The following is a 19,146-nucleotide window of genomic DNA, read 5'->3' as shown; positions in this document are numbered from 1 at the left end:
TGCGTACATCATTAAATCGTCCAATCTACGGACCCGGCCGGGACGCATCCTGGACGGACGCGGGTCGGGATCAGGACGGGCGAAACCTCGCCACCCCTCCTCGATGTGATGAAAGTTCCCGCTTCCGTGGGCATCCGAGCTTTGCTCCGCTTTACGTTCCGCTACGGAGGTGGTTTCCGATGACCACGGAAAACGCGACGGAAGCGACCGGCGCAGCGGGACGGAATGCCGTACGGCCGGACGCGATCGACATCAGCGACTTCGTCCACGGGGCGACCGGTGCCCGCATCCGGCGACTGACGATGCCGGACGGGGAGCACTGGTTTCCGGCGGTGGACGTGTGCAAACACCTGGGGTACACGAACCCCCAGAAGACTCTCCTCGACCATGTACCCGAGACACACCGAGACTGTCTTGAGACAGTGACTGGAGGTTATGGTCTCAGCATTCCCGCAGGTAGGGAGTGGCGTCGAGACTTGAATCTCATCGACCTACGAGGGCTGCTCCACCTCGTCAACGGCTGCACGAAGCCCTCGTGCCAGCCGTTCAAGGAGTGGGTCGTCGACATCGTCGTTACGGTCCAGCGAGAAGGATCGTACTCTCTCGCCGGCTCTCGCACGGTCTCGCCGGAACCGGAACCGGAAGCGGTCCCGCCCACCCCCACCGTCGTCCACCCCCTTCCCGGTCGGGTGGCCGAGGCGATCGCCCGCCTTGAGGAACGGAACATCCGGCTGGACGAGCAGTTCGCAGCCGCACAGCGTGAAACCCTGCGCGCGCAGCAGGCCACCGCACGCGCCCTGGAACGTATCGCCGACCGCCTCGACACCCTGTTCGCCACCGGCGACGTGTCGGCCCCGCCCCTGAATCACCCCCACGCCGCCGCCGTGCCACCGCAGCCGGCGCCACAGCCACGCCCCCGGCCGGTCCGCCCCACGGCCGAGGCCGTCCTCGACGACTGGCGGTCCCGCATGTCGGTCACGGAGGACGTATGGGCCGTCGCCGTCAGCATCGCCCCCGTACTGGCGGCGGAAGGTGAACTGGCCCAGCCGCTCGAATCGATCGCCGACCGCACGGGCCTCACCGTGCATCGCGTCGATGAGTGCCTGCGGTTCATGCGCAAGCACGCCTGTCTGCACCCCCACGGCGTCACACACGACGGCTCACCGATCTATCTCCTCAATCGCCGTTGACCTTCCGCCGACACTTCCTTGACTCCAAAATTGCCCCAGAAATCCCGGGAATCAGCACATCCTTTCCCGCCCCCGGTGAGTCACATCACCGGCGGCACCTTCATGTGGCCGCATTTCAGGGGCATTTGGGAGCACTCAAGTTGAAAATCGGCATTAAGGGCATACACCGCGTTTCTGCCACTGCCACCGTGGCCCTCACCGCGGGTGCCGTCATCGCGGGCAGCGTGTTCGCCTCCACCGCACAGGCCGCCACACTGCCCACCCCCACGATCACCGCCAAGGGCGGCTTCGTGATGAACAACGGGACCGGCAAGGCCCTGTACGGGAAGACCGCGGACACCCGTCGCTCCACCGGTTCCACCACCAAGGTCATGACCGCCAAGGTCGTCCTGGAGCAGAAGAACCTCAACCTGGACTCCAAGGTCACGATCCAGAAGGCGTACAGCGACTACATCGTCTCCAAGGGCGCCTCGTCGGCCCGTCTGATCGTGGGCGACAAGGTCACGGTCCGCCAGCTGCTGTACGGCCTGATGCTGCCGTCCGGCTGCGACGCCGCGTACGCGCTGGCCGACAAGTTCGGCTCCGGTTCCACCCGTGCGGCGCGCGTGAAGTCGTTCGTCGGCAAGATGAACGCCTCCGCCAAGGCCCTGGGCCTGAAGAACACGCACTTCGACTCGTTCGACGGCATCGGGAACGGCTCCAACTACTCGACGCCGCGCGACCTGACGAAGATCGCCTCCAGCGCGATGAAGAACTCCACGTTCCGCGCAATCGTGAAGACCAAGTCGACCAAGCAGAAGGTCACCACGAAGTCCGGTGGCTACCGCTACATGTCGTGGTCCAACACCAACGCGATGCTCAGCAGCTACAGCGGCGCGATCGGCGTGAAGACCGGCTCCGGCCCTACGGCCAAGTACTGCCTGGTCTTCGCCGCGACCCGCAACGGCAAGACGATCATCGGCACCGTGCTCTCCTCCACGAGCGCGACCACCCGCTCCGCGGACATGAAGAAGCTCATGGACTACGGCTTCAAGAAGTAGCCGTACCAGAAGCACGAGGAGGGGTCCCGCGCCGCGCGGGACCCCTCCTGTCGTACGCGGGTCCGAGCCTTCTCGCGCTCGCCGCGACTGGTCGGTCCGGAACCGGCGCGCCTCCCCCGCCGAACCCACCGTCGCGGCTCACCAGTCCCGGGGGGCGATCAGCTCCTCCACGTCCGCATCCGTGAACCCGTAGGCCGACGCGATGATCCAGAAGTCCTCGGCGATCTCCTCGCGGGCGACCGTCTCGATCTCGCTCCCGGCTGCTTCGAACTCCGCCTCCAGAAGGTTGAACTCCTCCGTCGCTGCGTGGGTGAGCACACAGAGGGCCGCCAGATCCGACGGCTGCTCGGCCTCGATCCGCTCGCACAGCCGCAGCAGGATCGCCCTGCCCTTGTCAACGACGTGATCGGGGAAGTACGAGTCCTCGTACAGCAGCCCCAAAAACGCGTGCTCTGCTATCTGCTGGTTCGTGATCGGCATGGCGCCCCGCCCTTGTAGAAGGGGTGGAAGAACTGACGTGCCGATCATGCACGACACCACTGACAACGACGCCACCCCTGAGCGCCGGGCCGGATCGGCACGCGGCGTCGGGCGTGGCGCGTCGCAAGGCGGCGGCGTGCCCGTCAGGGTTGACGGGACCAGCCCAATGGGCCCGGCTCCGGCTCCGGATCCGGGGCTACGTCGTCCGCAGCGCGGCGCGTACCAGTGCGCGACCTCTGACGGCCGTACGGGCACGGATGGCGGTGTCATCGTCGGGTCGGGGGTGGTCTGCTCGGTCGGCCGGGGCCGCGCAGTCGTGGCAGAGGCCCTTGTCCGGGACCGGGCGGCGGCACTCGTCGCACTCGGCCCAGCGGGGCAGGCCCGAGCCGGGCGGTGGCTCGGGCATCGCGTACCCGGGGAACGAGGGCTCCGGCGGCGGGGGCAGTTTCCGGGTCAGGCGGTCGCGCAGGAACTCCCGGGCGGAGTACACACGAGCGGGCAGCCCCTCCAGAAGGGCCCCGGCGAGGTCGCGCTGGTCGTACCCGCGCTCCAGCCAGGCGGAGACCAGCGGCGCCAGACCGAGCGCCTCGACCGCACCGAGCCGCAGACGCCTTTCCGAACCGATCACCCGGAACAACGTGGCAACAGCCACGCCATGGGCCTCGGCCCCCGACGGATCGACATCGGCAAGGTCCCGACCGTCCCCGGACCCGACACCTGTTCCGAAGACCTCCTTGACCGTGAGTACCTCGTCCCCGACCACGGGCCCCTTCGACGCCGCGGGCCCCTTCGACGCCACGAGCCCCTTCGACGCCACGGGCACCTTCGAGGGCTCGCCCGTACCGCCGGGAACGCCGGCCGCACCGACCGTTCCCGGTCGACGTCGACCGGGGAGGGAGGGTTCTTTCCTTCGGTTCTTTACGGGGTTGGAACCCGCGCCACCGGCGGTCGGCCCACCGGAACCCGGACGGTCGATACCCGGCACGACCTGGCAGGCAAGGCCCGGAACGGGCTGCTGCGGGGTGTCGTAGACGTGGGCCTCGCTGACGAACGTCCCGTCCTCACGACGGACTTTGTGGACCCGGTAGTACCCGAAGGCCGTCAGCTCCCGCAGCGCCTTCGCCACCGCCAACCGCCCCTGCGGACTCGCATCGGCCATGCGCCGACCGTCCTCGGACCAGCCATCAGGACGGGAAAGAAGATCGGCAAGAAGGCCACGAGCGGTGTACGACAACCGCCGGTCCTGCAACAACGCGTTGGGCAGGACCGTGAAACCGCACGTATGACGGCTACGATGAATCTGCATGAGGAGGGGATCTTCTCCTTGTGCCGGACCCCGGGACGTTGGCGCGCCGCCGGGGTCACCTTATTGAGTTTCAAGGTCACAGAACGTACCACGCCCGACACGTCGGGTATTCACCCTTCAACTACCGCCGCCCGCAGCACAGATGGAAGGGCCACGCGCCCACCCGCAACGACCGGGCTCCCCAACGACGGGCAGCGGCGCACGAAGTGATACGGAGCGGGATTACGTCCAGGTGAGGCATTGTCCGTCGGGGCCCACGTGCAGCCACATACGGTCGGCGGACGGGCGTCCGTCCGACTGCCACCGCGCAAGCCGTTCGCTGATCTCGTCCCACAGGCGCGCCGTGCCGCCCTGTCGGACCATCCACCGCGCGCCGTCCTGGAAGACGACCGCCCACGTCTCGGCGTTGACGTCGATCACGACGTGTTCCGTCCGCCCGTCGCGCTCCAGTGTGAGCCGCTGTGCGCGCGGTGCGGCGAACTGCGCGACGAACCGGGCGGTCCAGTCGTCGAGCACATCCGCGCCCAGCTCTGCGGGCACCGCGTCGCCCTCGCAGAGGTTGGCAGGATGCCCGGCGGGGGCGGAAGGTGGGGGCGGGCCAGCATGAACGAGACCTGTCCGCCGAGAACCGGGCCGCTTGCCGTTCCGTCGTCGGCGACCGTGAGCCGTACGAGTTCGGATGCGTGCATCCATCCGCCGACCGTGACCAGGACCCCACCGCCGGGCCGGGTCTGCGCGAGCCAGGCGGCCGGCACCGTGTGCACGCCGCACGTGGCGATCACGCGGTCATACGGGCCGCCCTCCTTGCAGCCCGCCAAGCCGTCACCGACCACGCGGACAGGCCAGTACCCGGCGCCCGCGAGCGCAATCCCGGCACGGGCGGACACCTCCACGTCGACCTCGACCGTGGTCACGTTGTCCTCGCCGACGACATGGCACAGCAGCGCGGTCGAGTAGCCCGTGCCCGTGCCGATCTCCAGAACCCGCGTCCCCTCGGTCGCCCGCAGGCCTTCGAGCATCCGCACGACCAGACTCGGCAGGGTGGACGACGACGAGGGGGCCGCGGCGATGCGCCCCTCGACCTGGTCGGGGAAGACGCCCCCGGCCACTTGCGTCACGAGGGTGTCATCTTCGTAGATCCGCGCGAGTTCTTCCGCGGAGTCTCCGGCCACGGGCCGGTACCAGCCGCCTTCTCCGTACTCGAACCAGCCACGCGAGAGGAACGCCTCGCGGGGTACTGACAACACGGCCGCTTCCCAATCCGGGCTGCGCAGAGCACCGGCCTTGGACAGGCGCCGCGCGAGGTCGGCCCGTAGGTGTTCCGACGGCAGGGGGTCACTCATGCTGACTCGCTCCGTTCTCCAACAGGTCTGCGATTGCGGCGGTGATCGGCAGTCCGGCCACGTCTTCGAGCCATGCCCATTGGCCGTTGGGGTTGCACTCCAGTTTTCCGACCGCGGCCGGTTTTGTGGCGTTGACCTGCTGTTTCACGTGACGTGCATGTTCGTCATGTGAACCACCCGCAGCTGGCTCTTCGAGAGAGTGGGGGGACGAAATACCAGCTGCTGGCAGCGTCTGCCTCGGCGAGTTGGAATCTCAGCTCGCATGAGGGGCCGGGTGGCGCATCAGGTCTGCCCTGTGGATCTTGACCGCTTAGCGGTCACACGCCGATGAAGCTCACTGTTTCTGTCAGGTCCGCCCGCCCGGTACGCAGCCGTGGCACGCCTTCCTTCTCGAAGCCCACCGCGACACCGCAGAACAGCACAAGCCCGTCATCGGTTCCGACTACCTGGCTGACAGTCTTGCGATACATCGTCCACATCACTTGGGGGCAGCTGTGCAACCCTTCCGCCCTTAACAACAGCATGACCGTCTGCAAGTACATCCCCGCGTCCCCCCACTGTCCGGGCCCCATCGTCCGGTCGAGGTAGCAGAACAGTACGACCGGCGCTCCGAACGCCTCCGAGTTCAAGGCGGCGATCTTCATGGGCCTGCCGGGGTCGTCGCGCTCGATTCCCAGCGCTTTGTAGCGTTGGGCGGCCGCGGCGGAAAAGCGGTCCAGATACGGCGAGGTCAGTTCGGCCGGGTACATCGGATACTCCCGCTCATCACCCGGGTCTCCCGCCAGTGCCCTGGTCGTCGCGTGCCTCTTCAGTTCGGCCAAGGGCTCGCCGGTGACGACATACACATGCCACGGCTGGAGGTTCCCACTCGACGGAGCCCGCGTCGCTGCAGCCAGCACTCGTTCGAGTATCTCTTTGGATACCGGCTCATCGCTGAACGCCCGCACGGCCCGGCGACTGTCCACGGCTTCATACACATCCACGTCTTCTCGTCCTCTCGCGCAACGACAACCACCTCTCTACCGTCTTCGGCTCCGGACTGGCCTCATGGGACTGGTCATCGTGGCCACAACGACGCGGCGTCGGGTTTCCCCGGCTTTCTGCGCCGGTTCGGGGTTGTCCTGGTCGGTCCAGGTGCTGAACGGGCCGGCTCGCGGCAACTGGTTCGGCTGGGGCACGATCACCGCCACCGCCCCAGCACACCCCTGATCGTCCACCCCGCCCACGCTGCGGCGCCTCTTCCTCCCCCTCATGCGGAGGAAGAGGCGCTGGCCAGTGTCCAACGGGGCCCGGGGCCGCAGGTGCCCCCCGTGCCCGGCCCAGCCGCTCGCCATGCGGTCGGCCCACTGACAGCCCGCAAGTTCAGCGTGCTCGCAACGCCCGTCGTGCCGCACAAATGAGGTTCTGCGCGTCAACGCCGTACACGGCGGATTCCCTGAGTGTGTTCCAGACCCGCAGGTAGGTCGCCACGCTGTCGGCTTCGTCGAGCCACAGCTCCGCATGCCAGTCCTCGGCGATCACGAGCCTGTCATCCAGGACCCAGAAGCCGTTGGCCGCCGGGATCTTGAGCGCGGCGCCGAGCGGAATGATCCCTAAGGGCTGTCCCGTAATCCGTGGTGGACCAGCGCGCGGCGTCGGATGTGGTGCATCGCAAGGCGGAGGGGCGTCCGCATACCGAATGTATGCGGATGTTCCGACAACGCGGCGAGGTGCCGCAGCCGTCGTCGCGCGCCCGCCGGGGATTACGGGACAGCCCTTAGCTCCACGGTGTCCATGCCGATGATGCCGACGAGTCGATCGAGCTGGCCGGCGAGGACGGATGGACGGCAGATCAGGGCGTGGAGGGCCGCTTCCCACACCAGGGCGTGAAACTTTCTACCCAGTCTGGCGCCCACACGTCATGCGGGGTTCGCGGGCCTGCGGTGCGCAGATAGTCGCGTAGCGCGGTCAGCACGGGGTGCTGGTCTCCGCTGCGGAACAGCAGCACGTGCGGGTAGACCGGGGTCGGGTCGTGCAACGGGATGCGCCGTAGGTCGTGGGTCTGGGGCCACAGGTACCGGTCCCCGCTGCCGACGAGGGTGGCCAACGAGGCCGAGTCGGCCAGCGCGTCCATCAGGGCCTCGTCACCGAAGTTGGGGCCGAGCGCGTCGATGCTCAGGCCGAAGGCCTCGGACAGCGCCTGGTAGAACGCCGCCCACTCCGTACCCGGCCTGATCCCGGGGATCCAGATGCGGTGGCCAGCCAGGTCCGCAGGACTGACCCGGGGCGCGTCAGCCAGCGGGTGGCCGGGACCGACCAGGAGCTCCAAGGGTGCGTCCAGGAGTCGTTCGGCGCTGATCCCGGCCGGGACCTGGTCTGCCGACAGGGCACGGAAAGACGCGTCGACGGTCCCTTCGAGCACCGCCTGGGCGGCCTGGGCGGCGTTCTCCCTGCTCAGCGTGACCGCGTCCAGGCCCGTCTCGGGGTGGGAGCGGTAGAACCGGTAGACGGCCTGGGCCGGGGAGATGCGCCGATTGAGGACATCGACGCGCAAGGGACGGCAGCCGGGGCGCACGGCCTGCTCGGCCTGCTCAAGGGCCGCCAGGACCTTCTTGGCGTGTGGCAGGAAGACCTGCCCGTCCAGGCTCAGCCGGGAGCCTCGGGAGGTCCGCACCAGGAGCGTGACCTCGATGTGCCTCTCCAGGGCCGCGATCCGCTTGGAGACTGCCTGCTGGCTGATCCCCAGCTTGTCGGCAGCAGCCTGGAACTGGCCGGTCCCGGCGACGGCCACGAACGTCCGCAGCGCTTCAACATCCACGCTTCCACCCTACTTCCACAACTATTGGTTGTGCCTCTTGTGGTGCAGGGTTGTTTGATCGAGTGTTCTGCGCGGTGGTGGGATAAGCGCATGTCTACCCGCACAGAGCAGGTCATGTATGTCCAGACGCCTGAGTTCGCGCGTCATGCGGAGCGGATCGTGGAGGTGACCGATGCGACGTCTCGACTGAACGTGCTTCCGTTCAGCGACAGCGAAGGTCGCGAGGCACTACTTTCTGTTGTGTTCGGTGGCCCGCTGCCGGAGTCGGTGGTGATCTACCCGCCGTTCTTTACCGAGTACGGGCTCAACACGACGTTCGGGGAGAACGTCTTCGTCAACCAGGGATGCACCTTCATGGACAAGGGAGGCATCCGTATCGGCAACGGCGTCATGATCGCCCCGAAGGTCAGCCTCATCACCGGAGGCCATCCACTGCCCCTGGCCGAGCGCCGCGAGTACCTCTCCTTCGCCCCGATCGTCATCGAGGACGACGTCTGGATCGGGACGGCTGCCGTGATCACGCAGGGGGTGACCATCGGTGCCGGTGCGGTGGTCGCTGCCGGTGCGGTGGTCACTCGTGATGTTCCTGCCGGCACCGTGGTCGCGGGAGTGCCCGCCCGGGTGATCAAGACGATCGACTGAGCCCGGCCGGGCTGCCGGCACGGCCGAGGCGCGGGTGCTGGACGCCCCTCATCCAGGGCACATCGGAACGCTCCTCGTCCGCGCGGGCAAGGGAGTTGACGGCGTGCGTACCCGCCCGGGGCTGTGAGCTGGGCGGACCGAGCGGGGGAAGAAACGTGCGTGCCCGATGCCCATCGGGCTCCTCTCCACGATTGCCGCCGTGTTCTACGGGGGCACGGTCTCCATCCTCGCCCTCACCGCGACCTTCGCCCGGCGTCGCACACTGCGGCGTGAAGCGCGCAGCACCCTCGCCCTACTGGTACCAGGGAGGGCGGTGGAGTCTCAGCGCCAGCCGGGCGGGCCGGGTCAGTCCGACGAGCGGACCAGCCCGGCCCGGAAGGCGTCCCACGCGGCGGACGCCACGACGAGGACCGGGCTGGCGGGGTCCTTGGAGTCGCGGACGGCGACTATGCCGGCAACGTTGACAGCCACATCGACGCACTCGCCGTGCGCTTCGCTGTAGCTGGACTTTCTGAAGCAGAACTCGATCATTTACTCGTCCCTTTGGCGATGCTCGCAATGAACCGCGCCGAATCGTATGGCGACAGACTCATGGCACAAGTACGTGCGAACAGTTCGGAGTACGCCGTGCTTTCCTCCGCTCCTTCCACCCAGTTGGTGGTGCGCAGCCCGTCCATGTGCACCACGTCCACGGCGTCTTCCTCAGCGAACGAGAGGATATTGAAGGGTCCGCCACTACAGGGATTCACCTCTGCCCGGAAGGGAAGCACCTGCATGTCGATGTTGGGCTGCTCCGCAAGCTGGCACAGATGCTCCAACTGCCGTGCCATGACATCAGAGCCACCGATCATCTGGCGCAGTGCGGCTTCCCAGATCACCGCGTGCACACGCAGAGGATTCTCACCCCGCAGACGACGCTGACGGCGCACACGCACATCAACGATACGCTCGATCTCATCGATCCTGTCGGGCGAAACAGCCGCCACCGCAAGGGCTCTCGCGTACTCGGATGTCTGGAACAGGCCAGGAATCAGAGCAAGTTGCCAGGTTCGCACCCTGAGCGCGACATCCTCCATCGCGACGTACTCGCGCAGGCTTCCCGGAGTGAGCGAAGTTGTCCACCAGCCCTTTGCCTTACGCCGCTCTCGGTCGAGCTTGGCCAGCCGAAGCAATCCCTCAACCACTTGCGGGTCATCGACGCCATATGCCCGGCAGAGCGCCGCAACGTCCGGATCTCTGACCGGAACCCACCCGTGTTCCATCTTGGCGATCTTGGCCGCCTGGGCGCTGAGGGCAGCCGCAGCCTGCGTCTGATTCAGCCCTGCGGCCTCTCGGAAGGCCAGCAACTGACCGCCCAACTGGCGGGCGAGGACCGTAGAAACGCGATTCCCCAAGCCCACACGTGCTTTTGACACCGTTCAACACCTCCCGTGCGCGCTCAGTCTGCACGGCGTAGCCGAGCAGTCACAATCACCCGTTGGAGATAAATATCTCCAAGTAGGTTGTACCGACGCCCGTGATTCACTACGTTCGGTGCCCAGCCGCTCACCTAGCGGCGTGCCCATAGGCGGAAGCGCACCGCCCTGCCCATTTCGCACAGGCGCGGCATGCCACCGCACGCACCCGAGGAGCTCGCGCCCATGACCGCAGCCCAAGACGTTCCGACGCCCGGCCCCGACCCCGTACCGGACGGCCCCGGCCCGACCGGCCACGCATCACCCGAATCCGTGCCGACCCGTCCCGTACCGAACGGCTTCGTACGGGCCTGCCCCGGGCCGAACGGGTTGAGCGGCCCCGGCCCCGTTCTCCGCGAGGACCGGCTCGACTACACACCGCACCCCCACAACGTCGCCTTCAGCCGCCGACGTGCGGCCCGGCTCGTCACGGAGTGGGGGTACCCGGAGCTGTCCAGCGACGCGGCGCTGCTGGTCAGCGAGTTGGCGACCAACGCGCTGCTGCACGGTGCCGTGCCCGACCGGCTGTTCCGGGTGCGGCTCGCGCTCATGCCCGGCATCCTGCGGATCGAGGTCAGCGACGCGTGCGGCGAGCGACCGACCGGGCCCGGGGCGCGCGTGGGCGCCGGCGACGAGAGCGGGCGCGGGCTGCTGATCGTCGACCGGGTGGCCGACCGCTGGGGCGCCGAGTCCCGCACCGTCGGCAAGACCGTCTTCGCCGAACTCGACCTCATGGCAAGGGATGTGAAGACGCCGGTGGGCCCGCGCGTCGGAACGCACGGGCCCACCGGCGGTGAGTGAACGTCAAGACTGTGAGGCCCGGGTGATCAGCCGCTTCAGCCGCTCGATGCCAACTCACGTGGTACGTCGGCATGTTCCGGCGAGGTCTTGTCGGACGCCGTCACGTCGACGGCCTCGGGCTCCGTGGCGTGCGGGGCGGCGAGGGCGTCGGCGGCCAACGCCCGAACGGCGGCCTCCCGAGGGGTCGCGACGAACACGTCGCCCGAGGACGACTTCCCACCTCGTCGTCCCGGAAGGTGCTCAGTCGATACAGAACTCGTTGCCCTCGATGTCCTGCATCACGATGCAGGACTCGTTTTCCTCATCGGCGTACAGCACGTTCACGCACACCGCGCCGAGCGCGACCAGCCGATCGCGTTCGGCCTCAAGGGTGGTCAGGCGCTCCTCGCCCACGAGCCCGGTGCCGACCCGCACGTCGAGATGCACCCGGTTCTTGACGACCTTCCCCTCGGGAACGCGCTGAAAGTACATGCGCGGGCCCTCACCCGTGGGATCGGAGCACGCGGCCCATGAACCTTGTCCCTCAGAAGGCAGCGTTACGGCGTACCCCAACACCTCGCACCAAAAGCGAGCCACACGCTCGGGCTCTGCGCAGTCGAAAGTGACCTGGAACTTCTTGACCGATGCCATCGGGCCACCCTAACAAGGCGCCTCCACAGCCCAATTCCCGGAGATTATTCACATGTTGACCGGAAAATGAACGGCAGTCGCCCCGGCTGCCCGCCCCCACGCCCACAGAGGTGCCCCGCTCCCGCGCGGCCTCCGCCCAGGCCGTGTCGGGCGACGAGAAGCATTCCGCACGGCGGGCCGCGCCGCGCCCACCTTCTCGGAGCTCGCCGTATCGGCAGCGATATCGCCGTCGCGCCCGCACGGTTTGTCGCCTCGTGCGGCGGTGAAGCCCTGACGGCGGCAGGCCCCGCACGGAAGGTGGGTCCGCGCGAACTCCGCGCGGACCCACCTCGTACGCGTACTGCCCAAGGCACGCGTACCGCTGAAACCCCTACGCCCAGGTGATCAGGCGCTTCGGCTGCTCCAGGATCGCGGCGACGTCCGCCAGGACCTTGGAGCCCAGCTCGCCGTCGACCAGCCGGTGGTCGAACGACAGCGCCAGCGTGGTGACCTGACGCGGCTTCACCTTGCCCTTGTGGACCCACGGCTGGAGCTTGATCGCACCGACCGCGAGGATCGCGGACTCGCCGGGGTTGAGGATCGGCGTACCCGTGTCGACGCCGAAGACGCCGACGTTGGTGATCGTGACCGTGCCACCCGCCATGGCGGCGGGGGACGTCTTGCCCTCACGCGCCGTGGACACCAACTCGCTCAGCGCTCCGGCGAGTTCAGGGAGGGTCTTGTCGTGCGCGTCCTTGATGTTCGGCACGATCAGGCCGCGCGGGGTGGCGGCGGCGATGCCCAGGTTGACGTAGTGCTTGCGCACGATCTCCTGGTTCGCCTCGTCCCAGGCGGCGTTGATGTCAGGGTTGCGGCGGATCGCGACCAGGAGCGCCTTGGCGATGATCAGGAGCGGGTTGACCCGGACCCCGGCGAGGTCCTTGTCCTCCTTGAGCTCCGCGACGAGCTTCATCGTCCGCGTCACGTCGACGGTCACGAACTCCGTGACGTGCGGCGCGGTGAAGGCGCTGCCGACCATCGCCTGCGCGATGGCCTTCCGTACGCCCTTGACCGGGATCCGGGTCTCCCGCGCGCCCGACGCGACGGCGGGCAGTTCCTCGGCGGGCACGGGAGCCTGGGCCTCAGCCGGCTCGGCGGGCGTCGGCGCGGAGACCGGCGCCTGCGCCTGGGCCGGTACGGGCGTGGCCGCCGCGTGCACGTCCTCGCGGGTGATGATCCCGCCCGCGCCGGTCGGCACGACCGTCGCCAGGTCGATGCCCAGGTCCTTGGCCAGCTTGCGCACCGGCGGCTTGGCCAGCGGCCGGTTCTCCCGGACCGCCGTGGCCACGGAGCCGGGCCCGTGGCCGTTCGGCTCGCCCTGCACCGCGGCCGACGCGGTCGCGGCAGCCGTGCGGGCCGCCGCCGCGTCGCCCTTACGGGCGCGCCGCTTGGTGGACGTCTCGGCGACGCCGTACCCCACCAGGACCGGCTTGCGGCCCGAGCCGGACGCGGGCGCCGGTGCCGTCGGGGCCGCCGCGGGCTCCTGAGCCGCAACGGGCTCGGGGGCGGGCTCGGCGACCGGCTCGGCGGCAGGTACGGGCGCGCCCGGCGCCACGTCCACCGCGATGATCACCTCGCCGACGTCGACGGTCGTGCCCTCGGGGAAGCGCAGCTCGTGCACCACCCCGTCGAAGGGGATCGGCAGCTCCACGGCCGCCTTCGCCGTCTCGACCTCGCACACGACCTGGCCGTCGGTGACGGTGTCACCGGGCTGGACGTACCACTTGAGGATCTCGGCCTCGGTCAGGCCCTCGCCCACGTCGGGCATCTTGAACTCGCGGACGCGAGCGGCATCGGAAGTGTCGGTCGTCATCGTTGTCACGCCCCAGTTCTCAGTACGCCAGCGAGCGGTCGACGGCGTCGAGCACACGGTCGAGACCCGGCAGGTATTCGTCCTCCAGCCGCGCCGGCGGGTACGGGGCGTGGTAGCCGCCGACCCTCAGCACCGGTGCCTCCAGGTGGTAGAAGCAGCGCTCCGTGATGCGGGCGGCGATCTCGGCCCCGGAGCCGTAGAACACCGGCGCCTCGTGGACGACCACGAGCCGGCCGGTCTTCTCGACCGACGTCTGGATGGCGTCGAAGTCGATCGGGGACATCGAGCGCAGGTCCAGGACCTCGATCGACCGGCCCTCCTCCTGCGCCGCCTCGGCCGCCGCCAGGCAGACCTTCACCATCGGCCCGTACGCGACGAGCGTGAGGTCGGAGCCGGTGCGCGCCACGGCGGCGCGGTGCAGCGGGCCGGGGATGGCGTCGGTGGCGACCTCGCCCTTGTCCCAGTAGCGGCGCTTCGGCTCGAAGAAGATGACCGGGTCGTCGCTCTGGACGGCCTGCTGCATCATCCAGTACGCGTCGTTCGCGTTCGACGGCGAGACCACCTTCAGGCCCGCCACGTGCGCGAACAGGGCCTCGGGGGACTCGCTGTGGTGCTCGACCGCGCCGATGCCGCCGCCGTACGGGATCCGCACGACGACCGGCATCTTGACCTTGCCGAGCGCGCGGGCGTGCATCTTGGCGAGCTGCGTGACGATCTGGTCGTACGCGGGGAAGACGAAGCCGTCGAACTGGATCTCGACGATCGGCCGGTAGCCGCGCAGGGCCAGACCGATCGCGGTACCGACGATGCCGGACTCGGCGAGCGGGGTGTCGATCACCCGGTCCTCGCCGAAGTCCTTCTGGAGCCCGTCGGTGATCCGGAAGACGCCGCCCAGCTTGCCGACGTCCTCACCCATGATGAGGACCTTGGGGTCGGTTTCGAGGGCCTTGCGCAGCGACTCGTTGAGCGCCTTCGCGATCGACATCTTTTCCACGGCCATGGCTACTTGCCCTCCTCGGCGTCCGCGAACGATGCCTGGTACGCGGCGAACTGTGCGCGCTCCTCGTCGACGAGCGGATTCCCGTCGGCGTAGACGTGGTCGAACATGGCCATCGGGTCCGGATCGGGCATCGCCCGCACCGCCTCGCGCACGCGCTTGCCGAGGGCCTCGCTCTCGGCCTCCAGCCCGGTGAAGAACGCCTCGTCGGCGGCGCCCTCCGCCTCCAGGTACCTGCGCAGCCGCAGGATCGGGTCCTTGGCCTCCCACGCGGCACGCTCCTCGTCCGCCCGGTACTTCGTCGGGTCGTCGGAGGTGGTGTGCGCGCCCATGCGGTAGGTGAACGCCTCGATGAGCATGGGGCCCTCGCCCCGGCGGGCCCGCTCCAGCGCCGCCCTGGTGACGGCCAGGCAGGCGAGCACGTCGTTGCCGTCGACCCGGACCCCGGGGAAGCCGAAGCCCTGCGCGCGCTGGTAGAGCGGGACGCGGGTCTGCTTCTCGGTCGGCTCGGAGATGGCCCACTGGTTGTTCTGACAGAAGAAGACGACCGGGGCGTTGTAGACCGCGGAGAACGTGAAGGACTCGGCGACGTCTCCCTGGCTGGAGGCGCCGTCGCCGAAGTACGCGATCACGGCCGAGTCCGCGCCGTCCTTGGCGACGCCCATGGCGTAGCCGGTGGCGTGCAGGGTCTGCGAGCCGATGACGATCGTGTACAGGTGGAAGTTGTTGCTGCTCGGGTCCCAGCCGCCGTGGTTCACGCCGCGGAACATGCCGAGGAGGTTGGTCGGGTCCACGCCCCGGCACCAGGCGACGCCGTGCTCGCGGTAGGTCGGGAAGACGTAGTCGTCGTCGTTCAGGGCCCGCCCGGAGCCGATCTGGGCGGCCTCCTGGCCGAGCAGCGAGGCCCACAGGCCCAGTTCGCCCTGGCGCTGGAGGGCGGTGGCCTCGGCGTCGAAGCGGCGGGTGAGGACCATGTCGCGGTACAGACCGCGCAGTTCCTCGGCGGTCAGGTCCACCTGGTAGTCCGGGTGCTCCACACGCTCGCCCTCGGGCGTCAGCAGTTGTACGAGCTCGGGCTCGGAATTCCGCGGGGTCCTGGCGGACGCCTTGGCCGGCTTCTTCGCGGGCGCCTTCGCGGGCGCCTTGGTGGGCTTGTTCGCGGTCGTCTTCACGGCGCTGGTCCGCTTGCTGCTGCGTCGCGGTGTGCGCGCGGCAGTGCTCTCCACGGTCACGTGCGTGCTCCTCCGTCGGTCCGGCCCCCGGGGTCTGCCGGGAAGCCAGTGCGGCTCGCCTGCGCCCGTACCCGTGCACGGGGTGGGTGCCGCTCGGTTCGGGAGACAGGCGTGACAGGTGCCCCGGCGAGCGCCCTGTCAAAAGCACGTTACCCAGTACGCCGCATAACTGCGAAACCCTTCCTGACCTGCGATTTTGCTTGGATTTCCAAGTAAATCGAAAAAGTCGGGAACTCTCGCTGGTCACAGCCCTGGGAACAGCCTTGTGGGCTGCCGGAACACCGGCACGTTATCCCGCCGTTCGGCGGCAGGGAAGAGGCGAGTATGTGAGACTTCATTTTGTGCGCGAACAAGGAAAAATCACTGTTTTTCTGCTGGACGACCACGAAGTGGTCCGGCGCGGGGTCCACGAATTGCTGTCGGTCGAGGACGACATCGAGGTGGTCGGCGAGGCCGGCACGGCGGCGGACGCGCTCGTCCGCATCCCGGCGACCCGGCCCGACGTGGCCGTGCTCGACGTCCGGCTGCCGGACGGGAGCGGGGTGGAGGTCTGCCGGGAGATCCGCTCCCAGGACGACGGCATCAAGTGCCTGATGCTGACCTCGTACGCCGACGACGAGGCACTCTTCGACGCGATCATGGCGGGTGCGTCCGGGTACGTGCTGAAGGCGATCCGCGGCACCGAACTGCTGAACGCGGTCCGGGACGTGGCAGCCGGGAAGTCGCTGCTGGACCCGGTCGCGACCGCCCAGGTGCTGGAGCGGCTGCGCGAGGGGAAGAAGGGCGGGGGCGACGAGCGGCTGGCCTCGCTCACCGAGCAGGAGCGCAAGATCCTCGACCTGATCGGGGAGGGAATGACGAACCGCGCGATCGGCGAGCGGCTGCACCTCGCGGAGAAGACCATCAAGAACTACGTCTCCAGCCTGCTCTCCAAGCTGGGCATGGAACGGCGCTCGCAGGCCGCCGCGTACGTGGCCAGGCTCCAGGCGGAGAAGCGCTGAGCGGGGTCCGGCCCCCGACCCGCGCGTGAACGCGCCGAGCGGTCCGGCCGCCGATCCGGGCGGAGCAGGGCCGAGTGGTCCGGCCGCCGATCCGGGAAGAAAGACGCTGAGTGGCCCGGCCGCCGCCCACCCCTCGCTCCGCGCCTACCGGGCACCAGTGATCCTCCGGTGGCGTATCGGTGACCCCTCGTTGAACTCTTGATGATCCCGGGCGATCCCCGGTGATCCATCGATGCCCCCTTGGTGATCTTCGGGACTTTGGTCCCGGGGCAACCGGGGCAGGGGCCTCTTCCCGCCGCCGCGGGGTGCCGGGAGAGTGGAGGACATGCCCTCTGAGGATCTCCACGCGCTCGAACTGCTCGGCCGCGTCGCGTACGGCCGACTGGCGACGAGCATGCGGGCCCTTCCGATACTGGCCATGGCCCGTCACATCGTGGCCGACGGCCGGGTCGTCCTGCGGATGCACGAGGGCCTCGGCTATCACGACGCGTGCGACGGCACGGTGGTGGCGTACGGGGCGGACAACTACAACACCGCACCCTCGGGGGGCGACGGCGAGCTGTGGTCCGTGCAGTTCACCGGCTTCGCCCAGATCGTGCACCCGACCCCCGGGCAGCGGGAACGCTTCGGTGACGCACCCTCCGTGGTCAACGGGGAGCCCTTCGCCCCGGCCTACCTCGCGGTCGTCCCGCACTTCGTCACCGTGCACACGCTCGACTTCCACGCACACTCCGGACTTTCACGCAAGTCAGCCGATCCGCAACACAGCGTGATCTAACATCTGGCGGGTGCTGCGCTCATCTGTACCCCTTTCAGCCCTTTCAGCCCTTTCGCCGGGTCCGTCGGTCCTTACCGCCGCCCCGTCGGTCCTTCCTTCCGCACCGCCGGTTATTGCCGCCGCTCCGTCGGCCGTTCCCCGGGCGCTCGTGCCCCGTCCGGCCGTACCCCGTCCGGCCGTGCCTCGCCCGACGGCGAACCGCCCGAGCGCATCGAGCCGCCAGGACGGAACGGACCATCCGAACGGAGCGGACCGCCGGGACAGGACGGATCACGGGGACGGAACGGACCGCCGGGACAGGACGGATCACGGGGACGGAGCGGACCGCCGGGACAGGACGGATCACGGGGACGGAACGGACCGCCTGGACAGGACGGATCACGGGGACGGAACGGACCGCCGGGACGCGAGCCGCCCCACCGGGCCGCGCCCGCCCGTGCCGCCGGTCGAAGAGGTGCTGCGCCGCTACCCGGACGTCGGTGCGCCGCTCACCTGCAAGCCCGTCACACAGGGCCTGCTCAACCACGGCTACCGCGTCTCCACCACACGCGGCTCCTACTTCCTCAAGCACCACCTCGACGCCTCCACCGGCGACCGCGCCACGATCGTGCGCCAGCACCGCGCCACCCAGCGCCTCCAGTCGCTCGGGCTGCCGGTCGCCCCGCCCGTCGAGGACGTCGAGGGGGACACGGTCACGGAGATCGGCGGCCGGTGCTACGCCCTGCACCCCTGGATCGACGGACTGCACCGGAGCGGCGACCAGCTGACCCGCGCCGAGTCGCGGCGGCTCGGCGCCCTGCTCGGGGCCGTGCACACCGGACTGGAACGGGTCATGGGCACGCTCCCTGAGCCGGCCGGGCGGTCCGGCGGGCACCCGAGCCCGGACCCCGTCGACACCTTCACGCTGATCGACGAGCTGCTGGCCGCGGCGCGCGGTCGGCGGCACCGCGACTGCTTCGACGAACTGGCCGAACACCGCCTGCTGGAACGGCGCGCGCTGCTGGAACGGCACGCCGACCGACGGCCTCCCGCCCCCGACGTCCCGGCCACCGGCTGGGTGCACGGCGACTTCCACCCGCTGAACGTCCTCTACCGGGGCACGGACCCGGTCGCGATCCTCGACTGGGACCGGCTGGGGGTCCAGCCGCGCGCGGAGGAGGCGGTGCGGGCGGCGGCGATCTTCTTCGTGCGGCCGGGCGGGGAACTGGAGTTGACGAAGGTACGGGCGTACGCGGGGGCCTACCGGCGGGCGGCCGGGGCGGGGACGGCCGAGCTGGCCGCGGCGGTGCACCGGGTGTGGTGGGAGCGGCTCAACGACTTCTGGATACTGCGCTGGCGGTACTGCCTGCACGACCGGAGGGCCGACCCGCAGTTCCCGGCGGTGTCGGCCCTGGTGGTCTGGTGGACGCGCGAGTACGAGGCGGTGTGCGAGGCATTCACGGAGTGACGTTCGCGGGGGTGACGTTCACGGAGTGACGTTCGCGGGGGTGGGACCCGGCGTCCGCGCGGGGGCGGCGGCTCCGGGGCGGGGCAGTGGCTCCGGAGCCACTGCCGGCCGCCTCACGCGGGGGCGGTCCCGGCCACTTCACGCAAGACCGCCCCG

19 protein-coding genes and 3 pseudogenes are annotated in these 19,146 nt (G+C 69.1%); 7 read left to right on the top strand and 15 right to left on the bottom strand.

Annotation, left to right across the window (positions count from 1 at the left end; genetic code table 11):
• Positions 1-179 precede the first annotated feature (179 nt).
• Both ACFYXM_RS06805 and ACFYXM_RS06800 read left to right on the top strand, forming a co-directional pair.
• The gene (locus ACFYXM_RS06805; RefSeq protein WP_389287522.1) at positions 180-1,190 is read left to right on the top strand and encodes a Bro-N domain-containing protein; all 1,011 of its coding nucleotides are present in this window, start codon (positions 180-182) and stop codon (positions 1,188-1,190) included.
• 140 nt (positions 1,191-1,330) lie between these two features.
• Positions 1,331-2,230 (top strand): D-alanyl-D-alanine carboxypeptidase family protein, encoded by a 900-nt coding sequence (locus ACFYXM_RS06800; RefSeq protein WP_389287520.1) that lies wholly within the window; start codon positions 1,331-1,333, stop codon positions 2,228-2,230.
• A gap of 138 nt (positions 2,231-2,368) precedes the next feature.
• Here ACFYXM_RS06800 and ACFYXM_RS06795 read toward each other — a convergent pair whose 3' ends face one another.
• The 9 genes and pseudogenes from ACFYXM_RS06795 to ACFYXM_RS06755 all read right to left on the bottom strand — a co-directional run bounded on the left by ACFYXM_RS06795 (position 2,369) and on the right by ACFYXM_RS06755 (position 8,156).
• Entirely contained in the window at positions 2,369-2,710 is a 342-nt protein-coding gene (locus ACFYXM_RS06795; protein ID WP_389287518.1) for a DUF5713 family protein, read from the bottom strand.
• 196 nt (positions 2,711-2,906) lie between these two features.
• Positions 2,907-3,869 carry a hypothetical protein gene (locus ACFYXM_RS06790; RefSeq protein WP_389287516.1) on the bottom strand — a complete coding sequence of 321 codons (963 nt, stop codon included), beginning with the start codon at positions 3,867-3,869 and terminating at the stop codon, positions 2,907-2,909.
• 369 nt (positions 3,870-4,238) lie between these two features.
• On the bottom strand, positions 4,239-4,436 hold the full coding sequence (locus tag ACFYXM_RS06785; RefSeq protein ID WP_389287514.1) for a hypothetical protein: 198 nt from the start codon (positions 4,434-4,436) through the stop codon (positions 4,239-4,241).
• On the bottom strand, positions 4,433-5,359 hold the full coding sequence (locus tag ACFYXM_RS06780) for a protein-L-isoaspartate(D-aspartate) O-methyltransferase (RefSeq protein ID WP_389287512.1): 927 nt from the start codon (positions 5,357-5,359) through the stop codon (positions 4,433-4,435). Before ACFYXM_RS06780 ends, ACFYXM_RS06785 begins: the two co-directional genes overlap by 4 nt.
• A pseudogene (locus ACFYXM_RS06775) lies at positions 5,352-5,462 on the bottom strand (ATP-grasp ribosomal peptide maturase); the annotation flags it as partial. The gene ACFYXM_RS06780 and the pseudogene ACFYXM_RS06775, both read right to left, overlap by 8 nt.
• 214 nt (positions 5,463-5,676) lie before the next feature.
• Entirely contained in the window at positions 5,677-6,342 is a 666-nt protein-coding gene (locus tag ACFYXM_RS06770) for a nitroreductase (RefSeq protein ID WP_389287510.1), read from the bottom strand.
• Positions 6,343-6,721: 379 nt separating this feature from the next.
• Positions 6,722-6,955 (bottom strand): annotated as a pseudogene (locus tag ACFYXM_RS06765) (transcriptional regulator); the annotation flags it as partial.
• 164 nt (positions 6,956-7,119) lie between these two features.
• Positions 7,120-7,239: pseudogene (locus ACFYXM_RS06760) on the bottom strand (Scr1 family TA system antitoxin-like transcriptional regulator); the annotation flags it as partial.
• A complete protein-coding gene (locus tag ACFYXM_RS06755; RefSeq protein ID WP_389287508.1) occupies positions 7,191-8,156 on the bottom strand; it encodes a LysR family transcriptional regulator in 966 nt (321 codons plus the stop codon). The gene ACFYXM_RS06755 and the pseudogene ACFYXM_RS06760, both read right to left, overlap by 49 nt.
• A 114-nt stretch (positions 8,157-8,270) precedes the next feature.
• Here ACFYXM_RS06755 and ACFYXM_RS06750 point away from each other — a divergent pair, with 114 nt between their 5' ends.
• Entirely contained in the window at positions 8,271-8,798 is a 528-nt protein-coding gene (locus ACFYXM_RS06750; RefSeq protein WP_389287506.1) for a sugar O-acetyltransferase, read from the top strand.
• Between the two features lie 345 nt (positions 8,799-9,143).
• Here the strand turns inward: ACFYXM_RS06750 and ACFYXM_RS06745 are convergent, their stop codons facing one another.
• On the bottom strand, positions 9,144-9,329 hold the full coding sequence (locus ACFYXM_RS06745; protein WP_389287504.1) for a DUF397 domain-containing protein: 186 nt from the start codon (positions 9,327-9,329) through the stop codon (positions 9,144-9,146).
• Complete coding sequence (locus tag ACFYXM_RS06740) at positions 9,326-10,213, bottom strand: helix-turn-helix domain-containing protein (protein WP_389287502.1); 888 nt, start codon at positions 10,211-10,213, stop codon at positions 9,326-9,328. The genes ACFYXM_RS06745 and ACFYXM_RS06740 overlap by 4 nt, the downstream gene beginning before the upstream one ends.
• Before the next feature lie 225 nt (positions 10,214-10,438).
• Between ACFYXM_RS06740 and ACFYXM_RS06735 the strand changes: the two genes are divergently transcribed.
• Complete coding sequence (locus ACFYXM_RS06735; protein ID WP_389287500.1) at positions 10,439-11,053, top strand: ATP-binding protein; 615 nt, start codon at positions 10,439-10,441, stop codon at positions 11,051-11,053.
• Positions 11,054-11,293: 240 nt separating this feature from the next.
• Here the strand turns inward: ACFYXM_RS06735 and ACFYXM_RS06730 are convergent, their stop codons facing one another.
• The 4 genes from ACFYXM_RS06730 to pdhA form a co-directional block, all read right to left on the bottom strand.
• Entirely contained in the window at positions 11,294-11,683 is a 390-nt protein-coding gene (locus ACFYXM_RS06730; protein ID WP_389287498.1) for a VOC family protein, read from the bottom strand.
• Between the two features lie 370 nt (positions 11,684-12,053).
• Positions 12,054-13,535 (bottom strand): dihydrolipoamide acetyltransferase family protein, encoded by a 1,482-nt coding sequence (locus tag ACFYXM_RS06725; protein ID WP_389287496.1) that lies wholly within the window; start codon positions 13,533-13,535, stop codon positions 12,054-12,056.
• A 19-nt stretch (positions 13,536-13,554) separates the two neighbouring features.
• Positions 13,555-14,535: an alpha-ketoacid dehydrogenase subunit beta gene (locus ACFYXM_RS06720; protein ID WP_073790660.1), complete on the bottom strand. Its 981-nt coding sequence runs from the start codon at positions 14,533-14,535 to the stop codon at positions 13,555-13,557.
• A 2-nt stretch (positions 14,536-14,537) separates the two neighbouring features.
• Positions 14,538-15,764: a pyruvate dehydrogenase (acetyl-transferring) E1 component subunit alpha gene (pdhA, locus tag ACFYXM_RS06715; RefSeq protein ID WP_389287493.1), complete on the bottom strand. Its 1,227-nt coding sequence runs from the start codon at positions 15,762-15,764 to the stop codon at positions 14,538-14,540.
• 341 nt (positions 15,765-16,105) lie between these two features.
• Here pdhA and ACFYXM_RS06710 point away from each other — a divergent pair, with 341 nt between their 5' ends.
• The 3 genes from ACFYXM_RS06710 (at position 16,106) to ACFYXM_RS06700 (ending at position 18,990) form a co-directional block, all read left to right on the top strand.
• Complete coding sequence (locus ACFYXM_RS06710; RefSeq protein WP_073790663.1) at positions 16,106-16,765, top strand: response regulator transcription factor; 660 nt, start codon at positions 16,106-16,108, stop codon at positions 16,763-16,765.
• A gap of 325 nt (positions 16,766-17,090) precedes the next feature.
• Positions 17,091-17,543: a pyridoxamine 5'-phosphate oxidase family protein gene (locus ACFYXM_RS06705; protein WP_389287491.1), complete on the top strand. Its 453-nt coding sequence runs from the start codon at positions 17,091-17,093 to the stop codon at positions 17,541-17,543.
• Positions 17,544-17,997: 454 nt separating this feature from the next.
• Complete coding sequence (locus ACFYXM_RS06700; RefSeq protein WP_389287713.1) at positions 17,998-18,990, top strand: phosphotransferase; 993 nt, start codon at positions 17,998-18,000, stop codon at positions 18,988-18,990.
• Positions 18,991-19,146 lie beyond the last annotated feature (156 nt).

The sequence above is a fragment of the Streptomyces sp. NPDC002476 genome, from assembly GCF_042889785.1.
Classification (GTDB): domain Bacteria; phylum Actinomycetota; class Actinomycetes; order Streptomycetales; family Streptomycetaceae; genus Streptomyces.
The sequence above is the reverse complement of the archived record's forward strand: the minus strand, read 5'-3'. Positions and strand labels throughout refer to the sequence as shown.

What these genes read in the sequence shown, in the direction of transcription:
- ACFYXM_RS06805 (WP_389287522.1), top strand. Translation starts at nt 180, where the DNA reads ATGACCACGGAAAACGCGACGGAAGCGACCGGCGCAGCGGGACGGAAT.
- ACFYXM_RS06795 (WP_389287518.1), bottom strand. Translation starts at nt 2,710, where the DNA reads ATGCCGATCACGAACCAGCAGATAGCAGAGCACGCGTTTTTGGGGCTG.
- ACFYXM_RS06790 (WP_389287516.1), bottom strand. Translation starts at nt 3,869, where the DNA reads ATGGCCGATGCGAGTCCGCAGGGGCGGTTGGCGGTGGCGAAGGCGCTG.
- ACFYXM_RS06780 (WP_389287512.1), bottom strand. Translation starts at nt 5,359, where the DNA reads ATGAGTGACCCCCTGCCGTCGGAACACCTACGGGCCGACCTCGCGCGG.
- ACFYXM_RS06750 (WP_389287506.1), top strand. Translation starts at nt 8,271, where the DNA reads ATGTATGTCCAGACGCCTGAGTTCGCGCGTCATGCGGAGCGGATCGTG.
- ACFYXM_RS06745 (WP_389287504.1), bottom strand. Translation starts at nt 9,329, where the DNA reads ATGATCGAGTTCTGCTTCAGAAAGTCCAGCTACAGCGAAGCGCACGGC.
- ACFYXM_RS06735 (WP_389287500.1), top strand. Translation starts at nt 10,439, where the DNA reads ATGACCGCAGCCCAAGACGTTCCGACGCCCGGCCCCGACCCCGTACCG.
- ACFYXM_RS06730 (WP_389287498.1), bottom strand. Translation starts at nt 11,683, where the DNA reads ATGGCATCGGTCAAGAAGTTCCAGGTCACTTTCGACTGCGCAGAGCCC.
- ACFYXM_RS06725 (WP_389287496.1), bottom strand. Translation starts at nt 13,535, where the DNA reads ATGACGACCGACACTTCCGATGCCGCTCGCGTCCGCGAGTTCAAGATG.
- ACFYXM_RS06720 (WP_073790660.1), bottom strand. Translation starts at nt 14,535, where the DNA reads ATGGCCGTGGAAAAGATGTCGATCGCGAAGGCGCTCAACGAGTCGCTG.
- ACFYXM_RS06705 (WP_389287491.1), top strand. Translation starts at nt 17,091, where the DNA reads ATGCCCTCTGAGGATCTCCACGCGCTCGAACTGCTCGGCCGCGTCGCG.